Annotated in this window: 15 protein-coding genes and 1 pseudogene; 8 read left to right on the top strand and 8 right to left on the bottom strand. The window is 59.5% G+C overall.

What is annotated here, in order from left to right:
• The first annotated feature begins 85 nt into the window (after nt 1-85).
• From BLL42_RS00755 to zapE, 5 genes and pseudogenes are all read left to right on the top strand, one after another.
• A complete protein-coding gene (locus tag BLL42_RS00755; protein WP_071555662.1) occupies nt 86-1,177 on the top strand; it encodes a polyamine ABC transporter substrate-binding protein in 1,092 nt (363 codons plus the stop codon).
• 13 nt (nt 1,178-1,190) lie between these two features.
• Nucleotides 1,191-2,150: an agmatinase gene (gene speB, locus BLL42_RS00750; RefSeq protein WP_071550257.1), complete on the top strand. Its 960-nt coding sequence runs from the start codon at nt 1,191-1,193 to the stop codon at nt 2,148-2,150.
• Between the two features lie 176 nt (nt 2,151-2,326).
• A pseudogene (locus tag BLL42_RS00745) lies at nt 2,327-2,620 on the top strand (helix-turn-helix transcriptional regulator); the annotation flags it as partial.
• A 112-nt stretch (nt 2,621-2,732) separates the two neighbouring features.
• Nucleotides 2,733-3,074 (top strand): nuclear transport factor 2 family protein, encoded by a 342-nt coding sequence (locus BLL42_RS00740; RefSeq protein WP_071550254.1) that lies wholly within the window; start codon nt 2,733-2,735, stop codon nt 3,072-3,074.
• Between the two features lie 96 nt (nt 3,075-3,170).
• A complete protein-coding gene (zapE, locus tag BLL42_RS00735; RefSeq protein ID WP_071555661.1) occupies nt 3,171-4,289 on the top strand; it encodes a cell division protein ZapE in 1,119 nt (372 codons plus the stop codon).
• Nucleotides 4,290-4,409: 120 nt separating this feature from the next.
• Here the strand turns inward: zapE and BLL42_RS00730 are convergent, their stop codons facing one another.
• The 6 genes from BLL42_RS00730 to BLL42_RS00705 form a co-directional block, all read right to left on the bottom strand.
• Nucleotides 4,410-5,684 carry an OprD family porin gene (locus tag BLL42_RS00730; protein WP_071550253.1) on the bottom strand — a complete coding sequence of 425 codons (1,275 nt, stop codon included), beginning with the start codon at nt 5,682-5,684 and terminating at the stop codon, nt 4,410-4,412.
• A gap of 103 nt (nt 5,685-5,787) precedes the next feature.
• Nucleotides 5,788-7,437, bottom strand: coding sequence for an ABC transporter ATP-binding protein (locus tag BLL42_RS00725; protein WP_071550252.1), 1,650 nt, complete (start codon nt 7,435-7,437; stop codon nt 5,788-5,790).
• Between the two features lie 2 nt (nt 7,438-7,439).
• On the bottom strand, nt 7,440-8,306 hold the full coding sequence (locus BLL42_RS00720; protein WP_081427269.1) for an ABC transporter permease: 867 nt from the start codon (nt 8,304-8,306) through the stop codon (nt 7,440-7,442).
• The gene (locus tag BLL42_RS00715; RefSeq protein ID WP_071550251.1) at nt 8,303-9,244 is read right to left on the bottom strand and encodes an ABC transporter permease; all 942 of its coding nucleotides are present in this window, start codon (nt 9,242-9,244) and stop codon (nt 8,303-8,305) included. The genes BLL42_RS00720 and BLL42_RS00715 overlap by 4 nt, the downstream gene beginning before the upstream one ends.
• Before the next feature lie 10 nt (nt 9,245-9,254).
• Nucleotides 9,255-10,817, bottom strand: a complete 1,563-nt coding sequence (locus BLL42_RS00710; protein WP_071550250.1) for an ABC transporter substrate-binding protein — start codon at nt 10,815-10,817, stop codon at nt 9,255-9,257.
• A 118-nt stretch (nt 10,818-10,935) separates the two neighbouring features.
• Nucleotides 10,936-12,060 (bottom strand): C45 family autoproteolytic acyltransferase/hydrolase, encoded by a 1,125-nt coding sequence (locus tag BLL42_RS00705; protein ID WP_071550249.1) that lies wholly within the window; start codon nt 12,058-12,060, stop codon nt 10,936-10,938.
• A 416-nt stretch (nt 12,061-12,476) separates the two neighbouring features.
• Between BLL42_RS00705 and BLL42_RS00700 the strand changes: the two genes are divergently transcribed.
• The 3 genes from BLL42_RS00700 to zwf all read left to right on the top strand — a co-directional run bounded on the left by BLL42_RS00700 (nt 12,477) and on the right by zwf (nt 15,820).
• Nucleotides 12,477-12,968 (top strand): GNAT family N-acetyltransferase, encoded by a 492-nt coding sequence (locus BLL42_RS00700; protein WP_071550248.1) that lies wholly within the window; start codon nt 12,477-12,479, stop codon nt 12,966-12,968.
• Nucleotides 12,969-13,298: 330 nt separating this feature from the next.
• Nucleotides 13,299-14,303 carry a phosphogluconate dehydrogenase (NAD(+)-dependent, decarboxylating) gene (gene gnd, locus BLL42_RS00695; protein ID WP_269086217.1) on the top strand — a complete coding sequence of 335 codons (1,005 nt, stop codon included), beginning with the start codon at nt 13,299-13,301 and terminating at the stop codon, nt 14,301-14,303.
• Nucleotides 14,300-15,820, top strand: coding sequence for a glucose-6-phosphate dehydrogenase (zwf, locus tag BLL42_RS00690; RefSeq protein WP_071550246.1), 1,521 nt, complete (start codon nt 14,300-14,302; stop codon nt 15,818-15,820). The genes gnd and zwf overlap by 4 nt, the downstream gene beginning before the upstream one ends.
• A gap of 25 nt (nt 15,821-15,845) precedes the next feature.
• On the opposite strand, the gene nhaB is transcribed toward zwf, so the two are convergent.
• Nucleotides 15,846-17,348 (bottom strand): sodium/proton antiporter NhaB, encoded by a 1,503-nt coding sequence (nhaB, locus tag BLL42_RS00685; protein ID WP_071550245.1) that lies wholly within the window; start codon nt 17,346-17,348, stop codon nt 15,846-15,848.
• Between the two features lie 117 nt (nt 17,349-17,465).
• On the bottom strand, nt 17,466-18,755 hold the full coding sequence (locus BLL42_RS00680) for a hypothetical protein (RefSeq protein ID WP_071550244.1): 1,290 nt from the start codon (nt 18,753-18,755) through the stop codon (nt 17,466-17,468).
• Nucleotides 18,756-18,766 lie beyond the last annotated feature (11 nt).

Below are 18,766 nucleotides of genomic sequence, written 5' to 3'. Positions count from 1 at the left end.
TGAAAGTCAGGATAATAAACTTAACATTTTACCAATGTATCTTCCGCTGCAAGCTGCAAGCACTTCAATCGCTCAGGTGCTTGTCATGGTTACGGCTCTCAGGTTTGCGTTTCCCGCGTTGATGTTGGCTGCGGCCATATCGGCGCAGGCCGAAGAAAAGGTCATCAATCTTTACAGCTGGGCCGACTATGTGGCGCCTGAAACCCTGCAACGCTTCGAGCAGGAAACGGGTATCCATGTGCGCTACGACACCTTCGACACACCGGAGGTGCTGGAAACCAAACTGCTCACCGGCGGCAGCGGTTATGACGTGGTGGTGCCGTCTTCCAGCGTGCTGGCCCGTGGGCTGGCCGCCGGGGCGTTGAAGGAGATTTCCCACGACCAACTCAAAGGCTACGCCAACCTTGATCCGGATCTGTTGGGCAAGCTCGCGGCGGTCGATCCCGGTAACCGCTATGGCGTGCCTTATACCTGGGGCACTCTGGGCCTGGGCATGAACGTCGAGGCCGTGGAGAAACGCTTGCCGGGCGTGCCACTCAACAGCCTGGATCTGCTGTTCAAGCCCGAATACGCCAGCAAGCTGAAGGATTGCGGCATCGCGATCATCGATTCGCCACAGGAAGTCATCGGCCTTGCGCTGCATTACCTTGGTAAAGATCCCTACAGCACCGACAAGAATGATCTGGCGGCTGCCGAAGCCTTATTGCACCAGCTACAGCCTTCCGTGCTGTACGTTGCCAGCGGTCGACAGATCAACGATCTGGCCAACGGCAGTGTTTGCCTGGCACTGACCTACAACGGCGATGCAAGCATGGCCGCCGATCAGGCGCGCAAGGCCAACAAAACCTTCGAGGTCGCCTACCGGATTCCCACACAAGGCACGCTGGTCTGGCAGGACAATCTGGCAATTCCCAAGGATGCGCCGCACCCAGAGGCTGCACGAGCGTTCATCGAATTCATGTTGCGCCCCGAATCCGTTGCCGCGCTGACCAATACGCTGTTTTTCGCCACCGCCAACCTCGCCGCCACGCCTTTGGTTGATTCGGCAGTGCGCAATGACCCGGACATCTTTCCGCCCGATGACGTACGCGGCCGGCTTTACGCCGACCAGACCATGAGCCTCAAGGACATGCGTCAGCGCACCCGCCTCTGGACCACTTTCCGTAGCCGCGAATAATAAGGATTGCTTCATGGACATCTTTGAACAGAACGACCAAGCCATCACCCGCAACAGTCTTTACGGGACTGCCGCCGAAAGTACCTACGCCGGCATCACCAGTTTCATGCGCCGTCGTTACAGCCGCGACTTGCGCGGCGTGGATGTGGTGGTTAGCGGTGTGCCGTTCGACACTGCCACCAGCAACCGCCCCGGCGCACGTTTCGGGCCACGCGGGATTCGCGCCGCGTCGACCGGTATTGCCTGGGAACGTCACTGGCCGTGGACGTTTGACCCGTTCGATCATCTGGCGGTGATTGACTATGGCGATTGTGCCTTCGACTCCGGCATGCCGGAGTCTGTACCGGACAGCATCGAAACTCACGCCGAGAAAATTCTCACGGCAGGCTGCGCGATGCTGACCTTCGGCGGTGATCACTTCATCAGTTATCCGTTGCTCAAGGCTCATGCCCGCAAGCACGGTGCCTTGTCGCTGATCCACTTTGATGCGCACAGCGACACTTGGCCGGACGAAGACGGTAAGCGCATCGACCACGGCACGATGTTCTGGCACGCGGCGAAGGAAGGTCTGGTCGATCCATCGCGTTCGGTGCAGATCGGCTTGCGCACCACCAACAACGATCACCAGGGTTTTGAAGTGCTGGACGCGAGGCACGTGCATCGGCGCGGTTGTGACGCGATCATCGAGGCGATACGCGCCCGGGTGGGCGATCACCCGGTGTACCTGACCTTTGACATTGACTGCCTGGACCCGGCGTTCGCGCCTGGTACCGGTACACCGGTGTGCGGAGGCTTGAGCACGGTGCAAGCGCTGGAAATTCTCGGCGGGCTGCGCGGGATCAACGTGGTGGGCATGGACGTGGTGGAAGTCGCGCCGGCATATGACAGCGCGGAAATCACTTCACTGGCGGCAGCGACGCTGGCGATGGAGATGCTCTGCTTGTATGCGGCCAGGCATAAGGTCGATCGCTAATCCCAGTAAATCGCCAAGATCGCAGCCTGCGGCAGCTCCTACGCCGAGCAGTTGAATCCGTACGCAAATCCGTAGGAGCTGCCGCAGGCTGCGATCTTTTAGGGGGGGCTGCTGACAGTTTCTGACAGTGGCCTCTGCTAAGCTCCGTCGACCTTCGTTCCACAGAGCCGTTGATCGTGTCGCGTACCAGTCGTTTGTTGACCTTGTTGCAAGTGCTGCGCAGTAAAAGTCGTCCGGTGACGGCGGCGACACTGGCCAGTGAACTGGAGATATCAGAGCGCACGCTGTATCGCGATATCGCGGAACTGACGGCCCTCGGCGCGCCAATCTTTGGTGAAGCGGGCATCGGCTATGTGCTGCGCAGCGGTTTGTTTCTGCCGCCGCTGATGCTCAATGCCGATGAGACCGAAGCGGTGGTGCTGGGGTTGCGCTATGTCGATCAGCGAGGCGATGAGGTGTTGAGTGTTGCGCGCTTGGCGCAAGGCGATGCAACTGGATGAAGCAGGGCGTTTCACTCCTGACAAGAACTGACACAGCGCTGCTTTAGCATGGCTCCAGATTCAACCCACAAGGAGCCGCATCATGTCGAACCCAGCCGTTTCACTCGCACCCGCCATTGCTGCCTATATTGCTGCCGCCAATGCCCGTGACAGTTCGGCGGTCGCCAGCTTTTTCGCCGAGAATGCCAACGTGTTCGATGAGGGCGCCCATCAGGTGGGCACCCAAGCCATTGCGCAGTGGATGGAAGACACCGCACGCCGTTATCAACCCCGGGTCCAAGTGCTGGACGTGCAACAACGCACCGGCAAAGTGTTGGTCAGTAACCTGATTTCCGGCACGTTCCCGGGTAGCCCGTTGGAACTGCGCTATGTGTTCCGCCTGAACGAACAGGGCAAAATTGCCCGACTCGATATCTCGCTCTAATCCCCCGTTGATCGTTCCTACGCGGGAGCGTGGGAACGATCATCCGCCGACTAACACATGCCATACTTCGCGCTTTCCGCTTCGAAGCAGGCCGGTATGACTTTCGAATCGCCCCTCAGCGCTTACCAGTACGCCCTCTCGCAAAAAGGCTTCGTACCGGATGCCGCGCAAGAGCACGCCGTTCTGGCGTTGCAGCAGTGTCACGATGCCTTGCATCAGGGCCGAATGCCGATCACCGGGGTTTACCTCTGGGGACCCGTCGGGCGGGGCAAGACCTGGTTGATGGATCAGTTCTACCAAAGCCTGCGTGTTCCGGCGCGGCGTCAGCACTTCCATCATTTCATGGGCTGGGTGCACCAGCGCTCGTTTCAACTGACCGGCACCGCCGACCCGCTGCGAGCGCTGGCCCGTGAGCTGAGCCGGGATGTGCGGGTGCTGTGTTTTGACGAGTTGTTCGTCAATGACATCGGCGACGCGATCATTCTCGGGCGGTTGTTCCAGGTGATGTTCGACGAAGGCGTGGTGATGGTCTGCACCTCCAATCAACCACCGGAACAGCTCTACGCAGACGGTTTCAACCGTGACCGGTTTTTGCCGGGGATTGCCGCGATCAAAAGCCACATGCAGGTGGTGGCGGTGGACGGTGGCGAAGATCACCGATTGCATCCTGGTGCAGGCCTGCAACGTTATTGGGTCAGCGCGCCCGGTCAGCCTGATCCGATGAGTGAGGTGTTCAAACAACTGACGGAAGGACAGCCGGTATCCAGCGATCCGGTGATCATCGGCTATCGCTCGGTCACTGCCGTCAAGGCCAGTGAAACCGTGCTCTGGTGCCGTTACGCGGACCTGTGCGAGCAGCCGTTTGCAGCGATGGACTTTATGGCGCTGTGTGATCGCTTCAGCGCTATTTTGTTGAGCGAAGTCCCCAATCTCAGTGCCCATCAACGCCCCGGCCGCATTGCCCGAGGCACCGAGGATGGCGCTGAGCGCGTCGAGGCCGGCGACCGTGAACTGCCGCAATTGTCGGTACACGACGACAGTGTGCGGCGCTTCATTGCGTTGGTCGACGAGTGCTATGACCGCAAAGTGCCGCTGTACCTCGACGCGCAGGTGCCGATGGATGAGCTGTACACCGAGGGTTACCTGGAGTTCCCGTTTCGCCGGACCCACAGCCGGCTGAAAGAAATGCAATTACAGCGCTTTGCCGATGCCTGAGGCTTTGTGCCGCGGGATTAAGGTCAAAAAAGATCGTCCGAACGCGGCCCGAACCTGCGGCAGCTCCTACGCTGGAGATGGATGTAGGCGCTGCCGAAGGCTGCGATCTTTAATTTCGTCTTACCACAGCTTGACGCTGTAACTGAGGACCAAGCGGTTTTCGTGGGTGTCGCGTTGGTAGTTGCTTTTGCTCATACCGTTGCGCCAGCGGGCGCTGACGTTCTTCAGCGGGCCGCTCTGGAGGGTGTAGCCCAGGTCGATGTCACGTTCCCACTCTCGGCCTTCGCCGACAAATTTCCTGATCTGCGCCTGATCGCCCTTGGCGTAGCGCGTGGAGAACAGCAGCCCCGGTATGCCCACCGTAGCGAAGTCAAAATCGTAGCGGGCGTGCCAGGCGCGTTCTTTGGTTTGCGAGAAGTTGCTCAGTTGGTACTCGGTGAACAGGTAGGTGTTGCTGCCGTCGACATACGCAAACGGTGTCTCACCGTACTGCTGCTGGAAGCCGCCACCGATGGAATGTCCGTCAATTGCATACATGAAACGCGTGCTCAAGGCACGGTTGTCGACGGTGCCGGCCAGACCCGCGCCGGCAGCGTCGGCGCTGAAGTAGCGGATATCGCTTTTCAGTGTGCCGCCGCCCAGCGCCAGGCTGTGCTTGAGGCCGACATAGTGCTGCTGATAAATATCCTCAAGCTGCGCGTAGTAATAGCTGCCGGTCAGCGTTGGGTTGAACCGGTAATCAGCGCCGCCGAAACGGAATTCATCGCTTTTTGCCGAACTCTTGTAGGCACCGCTCTGACTGGTCAAACCCATCTTTTCGTAATCAGTGGATTCCCGCTGTTTGACCTGATCGATCTGCCCGCCGCGCAAGGTCAGGCCCTTGATGTCGCTGGAACTGAGCAGGACGCCTTCGAAGCTCTGCGGGAGCACCCGACTGGTGTTCGGTTGCAGCAGCGGCAGGTCGGGCAGCAAATGGCCGACACGCAGCTCGCTCTTGGCAATACGGGCCTTGGCGGTCAGGCCAATCTTGGAATAGCTGTCGTGGGCACGCCTGGCGTAGCTCGGCTTGCCAACTTCGGCCTGGCTTTCCCGGGACAACAAACCGCTGCCGGAGCGATCCGGGCTGGAATCGAGCTTGAGCCCGAGCATGCCGAGTGCGTCCAGGCCAAAACCGACCGTGCCTTCGGTGTAACCCGATTGCAGGTTCAGCAGAAAGCCCTGGGCCCATTCATCACGCTTGGACTGGCCGTCGCCTTCGCGGTAGTCGCGATTGAAGTAGTAGTTTTTCAGGTCCAGCGTGGCGTTGCTGTCCTTGAGGAATTCCGCTTCGGCGGCCATCGGCAGCAGGCTGGTGCCACCGATCAAGGTCAAGTGCTGCATGAGTCGTGCATTCATGGTGTTGGCTCCTGTGAGGGCTCTTTGTTGTTTTTTCGGGCATGGCTTTGCCATGGGCGCCTTCAGCGGTGTCTGAAGTGCCTGAGGTGAAGTCAGTGATTAACTAAGGCGTGGGCTGCAGGTTTGCGGGTGTTGGTCGGAGGCGGTAACCGCCGCCCGCCAGTTGTTCCAGTGGGCTCGCGGCCGCCAGTAATTGGCGGGTGTAGGGATGCAAGGGCTTATCGAAGACCGCTTCGCGGCTGCCGATTTCCACGATATGGCCCTGGTGCATGACCGCCACCCGGTGGGCGATGCGTTCGACGGCCGCCAGGTCATGGGAAATGAACAGGCAGGCAAAGCCGTACTGCGCCTGCAAGCGCTCGAACAGTTCGAGGATCTGTTTCTGGATGGTCATGTCCAGCGCCGAAATCGGTTCGTCAGCGATCACCAGTTGCGGGTGCCGCACCAGCGCTCGGCCGATGGCCACCCGCTGGCGCTGTCCGCCCGACAGTTGATGGGGAAACCGTTCCATGAAGGCTTCCGATAAACCGATGTCCTCCAGCGTGCTGGCGACGCGCTGGCGTTTTTGTTCTGCGCTCAGCTCCGGCAGATGACGCAACGGTTCGGCGAGGGTTTCGCCAATGCGCATTCGCGGATCAAGGGACGAGTAGGGGTCCTGAAAGATCATCTGGCATTGCAGCCGATGATCACGCTGACCGGCCTTGAGGATATCGATGCCCTTGAAGCGGATCTCGCCGGCACAGGGTTTGACCAGTCCCACCAGCGCACGGCCCAGTGTGGTTTTGCCCGAGCCGCTGCCCCCGACCAACGCCAGCGTTTCACCGGGGGCGATGCTCAGGTTGGCGTTGTGCACGGCGCGCTTGGGTTGTGGTTTGCCCCAGAACCGCGCGTGACCTGGATGCTCAATGCTGACGCCAGAGATTTCCACCAAAGGTTTTTCGGCCGCCGGCAACGCGGCCAGTTCGCCACGCTTGGGCAGCGCTTCAAGCAGTTGGCGGGTGTAAGCGTGTTGTGGGGCCAACAGAATGTGATTGATCGAGCCTTGCTCCACCGCCTGACCGTGGCGCATGACCACGACCTTGTGGGCATAACGCGCCACCAGCGACAAATCGTGGCTGATGAACAGAATCGCCGTGCCTTGCTCGCGGGTCAGCTCCAGCATCAGTTCAATCACGTCCAGTTGCGCCAGACAATCGAGCGCGGTGGTGGGTTCGTCGGCAATCAGCAGCACCGGGCGCAGCAGCATCACCGAGGCGAGCATGATCCGTTGGCGCATGCCGCCGGAGAACTCATGGGGATAGGCGCTCAGGCAGCGCGCGGGGTCGGCAATGCCGATGCGTGTGAGCATGTCCACGCAGCGTTCGCGAATCTGTGCCGTGTTCAGGTCGGTGTGCAGGCGCAGGCCCTCGGCCATTTGCTCACCGATGCGGATGGCCGGGTTGAGCGAAACCATCGGTTCCTGGAACACCATGCCGATTCGCGCACCGCGGATCTCACGCAGTCGCGCGCCATTCAGCTGATTGAGGTCCTGGGCTTCGAAGCGGATCGCGCCGCCACACACCTCCATCGGCAGTGGCAGCAGGCCAATTGCTGCGCGAGCGGCCATGGTCTTGCCGCTCCCGGATTCACCCACCAGCGCGACAATCTCGCCGGGCGCGACAGTGAAACTCAGACCGTTGACCGCCAACGGGCCTTCGGCACCGGCGCGGATCAGCAGATGGTCAACTTCAAGCAAGGGTTTTTGACTGGGCATGATCAACGGCTCATTCGCGGGTCGAGGCGGTCGCGCAGGGCGTCGCCGAACAGGTTGATGGCGACCAGCGCCAGGGCGATGAACAACCCCGGAAACAGGCCGAGCCAGGTGGCGTTGGCAATGTACGGGCGGCTGGCGGCGAGCATGTTGCCCCAGGTCGCCGCGGGTGGCGGAACACCCAGGCCGAGGAAGCTCAACGCGCTTTCCGACAGCAGCGTCCAACCGAACATGCTGGTGGCAAGCACGCACAGCGGCGCGACACAGTTGGGTGCAACATGTCGATACAGCGTGTAGAACTCCGAATTGCCGATGACCCGTGAGGCTTCGATGAACTCGCGTTCACGCAGCGACAGCACACTGCCACGCACCACCCGAACCACTGATGGCGTGTAGGCGATGCTCAAGGCCAAAACGATGCCGTACTGGCTGGCCCCGATGATCGCCATCAAGCCCAACGCCATCAGGATGCCGGGGAAGGCCAGCAGGGCGTCGTTGATCATCATCAGCAAGCGATCGGTCCAACCCCGCAGGTAACCGGCGAGCATGCCGATCAGGCTGCCGAAAAACAGCGCCAGGCACACGGTCAGCAGGCTGATCCACAAACTGCTGCGCGCGCCGATGATCAAGCGGCTGAGCACGTCACGACCAAACTCGTCGGTGCCTAGCCAATGCAGCGCCGAGGGTGCGTTGAGGCGGGACAGCAGATCGATTTTAAGCGGGTCATAAGGTGTCCAGAACACACCGAGCAGCGCCATGCTGATCAGCAGGGCCAGCAAGGTGCCGCCTATCAAGGCGTTCGCTGGAGGCCAATGCAACGGGCGACGCGCAGGTGTAGCACTGATGGACACGGAAGATACGGACGCGGTCATAAGCTCACCCTTGGGTCGAAGACTGGATAGAGCAGGTCCACCAGCAAGTTGACCGCCACGTAGATGAACGTGATCAACAGCAGGCAGCCTTGCAGCACGGGGTAGTCGCGAGCGTAGATCGCATCGACCATCAAACGGCCAATACCGGGCAGGGTGAACACCGTTTCCAGTACCGCGATGCCGCCCAACAAATTGCCAAGGATCAAGCCGATCAAGGTCCAGGTCGGCGCGAAGGCGTTTGGCAGTGCGTGACGCCACAGCACCACGCGCTCTGACAAACCCTTGGCTCTGGCGTGGGCGATGTATTCCAGGCGCAGCACTTCGATGGTGCTGGCCCGGGCCATCCGGGTAATGGCCCCCAATTCCACCAGCGTCAAGGTGACAATCGGCAGCACCAGATAGGTCACGGCTTCACCGGGGTTCTGGGCGAACGGCACATAACCTACTACGGGCAGCCAGTTGAGTTTGATCCCGAACGCGTAGAGCAACAGCAAGCCGAGCCAGAAGCTGGGAATCGACAGCAGCAGGGTCGCGCCGGTGACCAGCCCCAGGTCCAGCGCGCTGTCCTGCTTCCAGGCTGCGAACAAGCCTGCTGGAACGGCAATCAACGCCGCCAGCAGAACCGCCACCAGCACGATGCTGGCGCTGACCGAGAAGCGGTCGAGGATCAGTTCGAGCACTGGTTGTTTGCTGGTGATCGACACGCCGAGGTCGCCACTGAGCACCGACTGCAACCAATAGACGAACTGCACGCCGATCGAGTGATCCAGCCCCAATGCTGCGCGGGTGGTGGCCAGGCTTTGTGGGTCGGCCATATCGCCGAGCATCAACAGCGCCGGGTCGCCAGGGATGAAGCGGATCAACGCGAATACCACCACGGAGATCAGCAACAGGGTCGGCACCGACAGTGCCAGGCGTTGAGCGATAAATCGCAACATGATCGATCTCCTACTCGGCCAGTTTCACGCCCCACAGGCGCGGTTTGGCGATGGGCCAGGAGCGGTAACCTTCGACCCGAACCTGAAAGGCTCCGACGGTGCTGCCGTTGTACATCACCACCATCGGCACATCGGCGAGCATCTGTTGGTGCAACTGATCGAACAGCGCCTGACGTTTGACCGGAGCGATTTCACGCATGGACTCAAGCATCCAGCCCTGTGCCTGGGGGTTGTCCCAGACCTTGCGTGGCTGCTGATTCTTGTCGCCCATCACCGACTCGAAGTTCAGCGCCGCGTCGAAACGCGCCGAATAGGAGAACGCCATGATCTGGTACGCACCGCTCTGGTAGCGTTCCAGTTGTGTGCCCCATTCGAGGGTTTCGATATCGATGTTCAGCCCGGCTGCCTGGGCCATGGCCTGGCTCAGTACCGCCATGTCGAACACGCTCTGGTAGCGTTTGTTGGTGATGATCTTCAAGGGTTGGCCGTTGTAACCCGCTTCCTTGAGCAGGCGTTTGGCTTCTTCGATGTTGGCTGTGTAGCCTTGCTTCTGAACGTCTTTGTAGTAGGGACTGGTGCCTGGCACCACCGAGTTGTTGGCGTGGGAGGTGCCTTCGGTCAATGCCTGGACCATTTGTTCGGTGTCCAGCGACAGCGCGATGGCACGCCGAATGCGAACGTCCTTGAGCAGTGGATCGCGGGTCTGGAACAGCAGGGCGTTGAGCGACATGTTGGAACTGCTGGAGGTCTTGATGCCCGGCAGGGCGCCGAGTTCGCGGGCGTCCATCACCGTGACATCGGGCAGCACGTCGACACCTTTGGATTGCAGCGCGGCTTTGGCAGCAGCGGCATCGGGAATCACCATGAAACGCAGGTCGTCGATGAATGCCTGTTTATTGCCGGTGTAGCCGTCGGTGCTGGTTTCCGGGCGAGCGCTGTAATCGGTAAAGCGTTGCAGATCGACGTATTGCCCCGGCTTCCACTCGGCGAGCTTGAACGGGCCGGTGCCGATCGGCGCTTGCCATTTGCCGTGCGCGTCGACAGAAGACGGGTGCAGGATTGCGGTGCCGCCGCAATCGGAACGGGACATTTGCGCAAGGAACAAGCCATTGGGTTTGTCCAGGGTGAAGACCACGGTCAATGGGTCTGGAGCGCTGATGTCGGCGACTTTCGCCACGCTTCGGCCATCGAAGTCTGCGAGACAGCGCCACTGGGTCTGCGGGTCGAGATAACGTTTCCAGGTCCACAGCACGTCGGCAGCGGTGAGGGTGGCACCGTTATGAAACTTCACCCCGTCACGCAGGGTGAAGCGGTACACCAGGCCATCCGCCGATACCTCGACCTTGCTGGCCAACAGCATGCCGACGGAAGCGTCTTCGCGGTAAGCCACAAGGCCTTCGACGATGTGCAGAATCACCGCGTCGGTGTTTTCGTCGCGATTGACGCCGGGGTCGGTGCTGCGAATGTCCGCGTTAAGCGCTACACGCAGGGTGCTGGCGGCCTCGGCGCTGAGACTGCCAAGGACGAGGCTGCTGAACCCTAGTGTCAGGGCGATACGAGTGAGTGTATGCACGGGAGTGATGCTCCATGGGCGGTTTGCGACGGTTGGAACCGGCAGACGTCGCAAACCGTTAGTTGTTTATTGTCATTGTTCTAGTCGTGCCGCCCGGAAGGCGTGGGTCTAGCGTGGGTTACTTGAGGTAGCGGTTGATGTCGCCCTCCATGGCCAGCGAGTAGGCAGTGAATTCGCGGTTCACGGCCGGCAACGGTGCGACCTCCATCAACCCCTTGGCCGGACGCATCACCACCATGGCTACAGTGGCCGACAGGTTGCCGGCCATGGTGGAAAGCGGCGGGCGACATACCGCCCAAGGGGTGCCGAAGTCATCGAAGAAGGCTTTTTTCAGGTGCTCGGCGGTCAACTGTCCAGGCGTTTCGCTGAGGATCTGCCGCACGCGCACATCGCGGTAGAGGCTTTCCGGCACGCTGTTCAATCCGGCTTCACGCAGCTTGCCCAGTGCTACCGGGCTCTGCCAATGGTTGGCGTGTACCAGCAATCCCTGTTCGGCTTGTATCGGGAAGACTTCGTCCGGGGCGCATTCAAAATTGATCGCGTACCCGCCGGCGTGGCTCAGCATCATGTTGTTGGAGGTGGATTTTGGCGTGGTGGCGACCACCTTGATCGACAACGCGAAGTGCGCAGCTTCCAGCGCCTTGCGACGAATGAATGGCAGTGGTACGCCGATCTGGGTGTAGTCGCGTTCGGATTCCAGGTAGTTGGCGGTGATGGCGGTGCCTATCGAGTTCAAGCCGTTGCGTGCCAGGCCACCGGCCTCGGTGAAGGTCAGTACATCCGGGCCGTCTTCGCGGCGGACTTTCAACACAATGGCGCTCTCGGCACATTCCGCGCGCCAGTCCCAGTTTTGTCCGTGAATCACTTCGTTTTCGGCCGAAGCCGTCGGCAAAATCACCGCCCCGGTGCAGCCATCCGGATCGGGCAGACGTGCCTTGCGCCGGCCCAACTGGATGATCTCGGTGCGGGCGTTGATCAGCACGATGGCTTCGAAATCGCAGCCCGCACCCTCGGCGATACCGCGCATTTCCTCCGCGTACTGCGGCTCGAAGGCTTCGATGCTGGGCACGAACTCATTGGCAAAGCCACGGATGTCGGCCCAGGTGTAACCCATCTTCAGCAGTTGGACTGAGTAGATCTCGATGCTTTTGTGAATGTGTTGACTGACCGCTTGGCCGTATTGGATACCGCGTTCGAAGGGGGTGCCGCTGATCTCGACGAGAGGAAAAGGCGAGTGACTCATAGTTGGCAATCTCATGTTTTTTGTTTGTGTTGGGTACAAGAGTTGCCGGATATAAACGCCATGTCAATGCTTTTGGTTGACGGATAAAACCTTGTTGTAGGAGTCCTACAGCGAGTCATTCATCGAGCTATGCTCGCAAAGTCCCTGTTTATCAGTGGTGTAGCGATGTTTAGGGTGTGTCGGCGGATTTGTTGTTTATGCTCTGTGTATTTAGCTTTCGCAAAAATCGGAAAGCTCCTGCTTTTTGTGCCCGGGGCGACGAAGGACGTTGCTCTGTCGAGCATTGCGGTAAAAACACCGGGCAGTGATGATTTGGCGGTTGTCCGCAGTGTTCCAGGCACGCTAAGGTCGGCTGACCCAGCGCTGACCCGTAATGCGCGCAGGGATGGACTCTCACTGTTTGATCGAGGATGGAAATGGAATCCGCAGAAATCCTGGTACTCCAGGCCAGCTACACCAACCCGATACACGCCGAAGCGATCAGCCTTGTTCTGAATCACTACGCTCAAGACCCGATGGGCGGTGGTACACCGTTATCGGCGGATGTCCTGCAGCAACTGCCCGGCGAACTGGCCAAGCGACCTCATGCGTTCAGTGTCCTGGCGTTTGTTCACGGGGAGCCTGCCGGGCTGGTGAATTGCTTCGAAGGTTTCTCGACCTTTGCCTGCCGCCCACTGGTCAACGTCCACGACGTTTCGGTGGTCGGAAAATTTCGTGGGTTGGGTCTGAGCCAGAAAATGCTGCAGAAGGTCGAGGACATTGCCCGTCAGCGCGGTTGCTGCAAAATCACTCTGGAAGTGCTGGAAGGCAACGCGGTAGCACAGGGCTCCTACAGCAAGTTCGGGTTTTCTGCGGGCATGTTCGATCCCGCTCACGGCCGCATGTTGTTCTGGACCAAGTCGCTTTAAACAAAGAAGGGCGCCTCTGGGGGGAGTGCCAGTCAGTTAAGAGAATTCAGCGTGTGGGCTCTCTTTTCTTATCTGAAATCTACCCCTCACCCCAGCCCCCCCGGCCAGGTGTGGATCAGCTGCGAGCTGCTGTAAGGCCGTTGCAGATCGGTGCCGATGTTGGTTTTTTTTGTTATTCACGGAACTTTTTTATTTTTCGTGGTCCCTGTGTCTTCGCCAACGTTTGGGACGTTATCCCTATAGCTCGGGCAAATCGTCCGGAAACTATGTTGCAGCGCTCTGGACTAACCTTAATCAGGCTCATTGCGCTATAACCTTTGGCACACCTTTATTTGTAGTAAGGAGCATCAGCACATGCAACTGGGGATTATCGGACTGGGCCGCATGGGCGGCAACATTGCGCGGCGCCTGATGCTCAACGGGCACACCACTGTGGTCTATGACCGCAACACCGCGTTCGTTGACACCCTGAGTCAAGAGGGCGCCACTGGCGTTGCGGACTTGCCAGCGCTGGTCGCGGCACTGGATAAACCCCGAGCGGTCTGGGTCATGCTGCCAGCGGGCGCGCCAACCGAAGAAACCATCGACACCTTGAGCCAGTTGCTGGAGGCCGGCGATGTGATCATCGATGGCGGCAACACCTTCTATAAGGACGATATCCGCCGCGCGAAAACCTTGTCGGAAAAAGGCCTGAAGTACATCGACGTTGGCACCTCCGGCGGCGTTTGGGGGCTGGAGCGCGGTTACTGCATGATGATCGGCGGTGACGCTGATGTGGTTGATCGCCTTGACCCACTGTTCGACGCATTGGCGCCAGGCCTGGGTGATATCCCCCGGACCAAGGACCGGGTTGCCGAAGATGGTCGTGCCGAACGTGGCTACATTCATGCCGGCCCTGCAGGTTCCGGGCACTTCGTGAAGATGATTCACAACGGTATCGAATACGGGATGATGCAGGCGTTTGCCGAAGGTTTTGACATCCTCAAGACCAAAGCCTCGGAGAACCTGCCGGAAGATCAGCGTTTTGATCTGAACGTGGCCGATATTGCCGAAGTCTGGCGTCGTGGCAGCGTAGTCTCGTCGTGGTTGCTGGACCTGACGGCCGATGCCTTGGCCAGCGATCCGAAACTCGATGGCTACTCCGGTGCCGTGGCTGACAGCGGCGAAGGTCGCTGGACCATCGAAGCGGCCATGGAGCAATCGGTTCCAGTACCGGTATTGTCCAACTCGCTGTTTGCCCGCTTCCGTTCGCGTCAGCAAAGCACTTATGGCGACAAGTTGCTGTCGGCCATGCGCTTCGGCTTTGGCGGCCATGTCGAGACTCCGAAAAAATGACCTCGATCCGCAAGAAATCCAAGGCACAACCTGCACCGCCGACCACGTTGTTTCTGTTCGGTGCCCACGGCGACCTGGTGAAGCGCTTGCTGATGCCGGCGCTGTACAACCTCAGTCGTGATGGTTTGCTCGGTGATGGACTGCGGATCATCGGCGTCGACCACAACGCGATCAGCGATGCGGACTTCGCCAAAAAGCTCGAAGACTTCATTCGTACCGAGGCGGCCAACAAGGTCGGCAACGGCCATGATCCCCTGGACCCGGTGCTCTGGGCCACGCTGGCCAAGGGCATCAGCTATGTCCAGGGCGATTTTCTCGACGACAGCACCTATCAGGCGCTGGCCGCAAAAATCACCGAGAGTGGTACCGGCAATGCGGTTTTCTATCTGGCCACCGCGCCGCGCTTCTTCAGTGAAGTGGTCCGCCGGCTGGGTTCGTCCGGGCTGCTGGAGGAGGGGGACGACGCCTTCCGCCGGGTAGTGATCGAAAAGCCCTTTGGCTCCGACCTGCACACCGCAGAAGCCTTGAACGCATGCTTGCTCAAGGTCATGACGGAAAAGCAGATCTACCGGATCGACCATTACCTGGGCAAGGAGACCGTGCAGAACATTCTGGTCAGCCGGTTCTCCAACAGCCTGTTCGAAGCGTTCTGGAACAACCATTACATCGATCACGTACAAATCACCGCTGCAGAAACCGTTGGCGTCGAAACCCGTGGCAGTTTTTATGAACACACGGGTGCGCTGCGGGATATGGTGCCCAATCACCTGTTTCAGTTGCTGGCGATGGTCGCGATGGAACCACCGGCGGCATTTGGCGCCGATGCGGTTCGAGGTGAAAAAGCCAAAGTGGTCGGGGCGATTCGTCCCTGGTCCACCGAAGAGGCGCGAGCCAACTCGATACGCGGCCAGTATGTCGCCGGTGAAATCGCTGGCAAGCCGTTGGCCGGTTATCGCGAGGAACCCAATGTCGCGCCAGACAGCACGACGGAAACCTTCGTCGCGCTCAAGGTGATGATCGACAACTGGCGTTGGGTCGGCGTGCCGTTCTACTTGCGCACCGGTAAGCGAATGAGCGTACGCGACACCGAAATCGCCATCTGCTTCAAGCCTGCGCCCTACGCGCAGTTTCGCGACACCGAAGTCGATGAGCTGCAACCGACTTACCTCAGGATCCAGATTCAGCCCAATGAAGGCATGTGGTTCGACCTGCTGGCCAAACGTCCCGGGCCGGCGCTGAACATGGCTAACATCGAGCTGGGTTTTGCCTACAAGGATTACTTCGAGATGCAACCGTCCACCGGTTATGAAACCTTGATCTACGACTGCCTGACCGGTGATCAGACGCTGTTTCAGCGTGCTGACAATATTGAAAATGGCTGGCGCGCAGTTCAACCGTTCCTTGATGCCTGGAAGGAGGACGCCAGTGTGCAGACCTACGCTGCCGGTGAAAATGGCCCTGACGCTGCTGATGAATTACTGACCCGTGACGGTCGCGTCTGGCACAGTCTCGGATGAGCCGGTTCACGCATTGACGCACGATTTACAACCAGTAGCTCACCGCATACCAGCCCAACACACCCATCACCACGGTGTACGGCAAGGCCATCCAGACCATGCGCCCGTAAGACAGTCGAATCAGCGGGGCAATTGCCGAGGTCAGTAAAAACAGAAATGCCGCCTGACCATTGGGTGTTGCCACACTGGGCAGGTTGGTACCGGTGTTGATCGCGATCGCCAGGGTTTCGAAATGCTCGCGGCTCATATGGCCGGAGATGAACGCCTGTTTGACCTCTGTGATATAGATTGTCGCCACGAACACGTTATCGCTGATCGCTGACAACACGCCATTAGCGATAAACAACATGCCCGGTTGCTGATCTGCCGGCAGGGTCAGCACCCACTGGATCAACGGCGTGAACAGTTGCTGATCGTGAATCACCGCCACGACGGCGAAGAACACCACCAGCAAGGCGGTAAACGGCATCGCATCCTTGAAGGCATTGCCGATCCGGTGCTCTTCGGTGATGCCGGTGAACGCGGTAATCAAGACGATCACCATCAAGCCGATCAGCCCGACCTCGGCGATGTGAAACGCCAACCCGGCAATCAGAATCAGTGCGGCCACGCCTTGTACCAACAGGGCGGCGCGTTGGCGGGTCGTGCGTTCGGCGTTGTCCTGCGCGGCGTAGTTGGCCAACACCGCGCGGACGTTGTCCGGCAGTAAAGTGCCATAACCGAACCAGCGCAATTTCTCCAGCAACACACAGGTCAGCAGACCCGCCATCAGCACGGGCAGTGAAACCGGGGCGACTTTTTGGAAGAACTCTGCAAAGTGCCAGCCCATCTCATGGCCGATCAGCAGGTTCTGCGGCTCGCCCACCAAGGTGCAGACACCGCCGAGCGCTGTGCCCACCGCACCGTGCATCAACAGACTGCGCAGGAACGAACGGAATTGCTCAAGGTCCTCGTGATGCAGGATGGGCAGGTTGTGGTCGTCGCTGAATTCGCTGTCCTGCCGTGGGTCATTACCTGAAGCCACGCGGTGATAGACCGAGTAAAACCCCACGGCCGCACTGATGATCACGGCAGTCACCGTCAACGCATCGAGAAACGCCGACAGAAACGCCGACAGAAAACAGAACATCAGCCCCAACAGTACCTTGGAGCGAACCCCAAGCAACAGCCGGGAGAACAGCAACAGCAGCAGGTCTTTCATGAAGTAAATGCCCGCGACCATGAACATCAGCAGCAGGATCACCGGGAAGTTGTGTTGCAGTTCGTCATACAGGGCTTCAGGCGTGGTCATGCGCAACAGCAGTGCTTCGACCATCAACAGGCCACCCGGCATCAGCGGGTAGCACTTGAGCGCCATGGCCAGGGTGAAGATGAATTCCGCCACCAGCAACCAGCCTGCCGCCACTGGACCTGCTGTCCACAGCACCAGCGGGTTGAAAATCAGGAACGCGAGAAGGCTCGCTTTGTACCAGCGTGGTGAATGCCCGAGGAAATTGTGCGCAAACGCCTGGGCCATTGAACCGGACATCTGTTGCTCCTTCTATCAAGAAGCGCGCAACTTGCCGTAACAGTCGGGGAAGATCAAGTTCTTGGGTTTCATTATCAATCGGTGATGGCGCACCTGTAGCGAAACAAGGGCAAAGCACTATCCCAGATAGCGCGCCAATACCGCCCGATAGTGGCCGTCCAACGAGTAGCCGCTGACCACAATTCGCTCATCACTCTGCACGGCCAGTGAGGTTGCCGTGTCCAGGCTACGCCCCAGACGGGTACGACCCCAGCCTTGGCCATTGGCAAAGTGCTGATCCAGGCGTCCATCCGGGAGATGTCGCGCCAGAATGAAATCCGCTTCAACACCGCCAATGGTTGCACCGACGCTCAGCACCCGGCCATCCGCAAGAACCTGGGCCGCAGTCCATTGGCAGCCACTGCGACCCACTTCGGTGAGCTGCGCGTCTCCGTCGTTGCAATGAATGTCCGGCAGACCATTACTGCGTACAGTCAGCGACAGGCAATGCATCGGGTCGCGACTGCTACCGAAACACTGCAAGCGCCCATCCGCTTGCTCAATCACCTGACTCACCTGGGCACCGCGTCCCTGAACCTTGAAACTGAAAAAACCGTCTTCAGCGAAGTCTTTGTCCAGCCGGCCGGTGCTGTCGAAGCGTGCCAGAAAACCTTCCTGCGGCAGATTGATGGAGCCGGCGACCACAATCTGACCATCTGCCTGCACCAGAAGGCTGCCAAGCCAGGTATTCATCAGCAAGTGTCTGGCCATGACAAATCCATGGCCGTTGAATGTCTCGTCCAGCGTCCCGTCCGGATTGAGCCGTATCAGGATGCCGACGTGATCCGCGAGCTCGTAGTGATGGTTGGCCAGCAGCAGGATTCGGCCATCGGCTTGCACCCGGAAGTCGCAGGCTTCGGCCCCCGGGACTCCCGGCGGTAACCAGTCGTCACGCAGGCCTCGGGACAAATCACCGGGCAAACGCACGATTTGCACCCCCCGGTTGCCAAATGGCAGAACCGGATGTCCATGTGCGTCAAACATTGCCAGCGCCGGCAGCGTACGGTGGGGGCTTTCGTAATGCAGGCCGGATAGCAGAATTCGCCCATCGGGCAGTTCTTGAACCTTGCCACCTGAGGCTTCGAAACCGCTTTCGAACTGGCCGATGATGCTGCCCTGATAACCAAAACTCAGATCCGGGTAGCCGTCTCCTTGCAATCGGGCCAGCCCATAACGCCAGCCGTTCCGTATTCTGACCTTTGCCGTGACCAGCAAGCGGCCCATCGAGTCGACCGAGACATCGTTGGCCATGCTTGAAAGGCTGCCAGCGAAGTGGACCCAAGCCTTGCCGGACGATGCAAAACTTGAGTCGAGTTGGCCTGCTGTGTTGAGGGGAGCAGCGAAGGCAAAAGCGTTATGGATGGACATATCGCATCTCC

It is taken from the genome of Pseudomonas frederiksbergensis, from assembly GCF_001874645.1.
GTDB classification, from domain to species: Bacteria; Pseudomonadota; Gammaproteobacteria; order Pseudomonadales; family Pseudomonadaceae; genus Aquipseudomonas; species Aquipseudomonas frederiksbergensis_B.
Note: the sequence above shows the minus strand (reverse complement) of the source record. Positions and strands in the feature narration are given on the sequence as shown.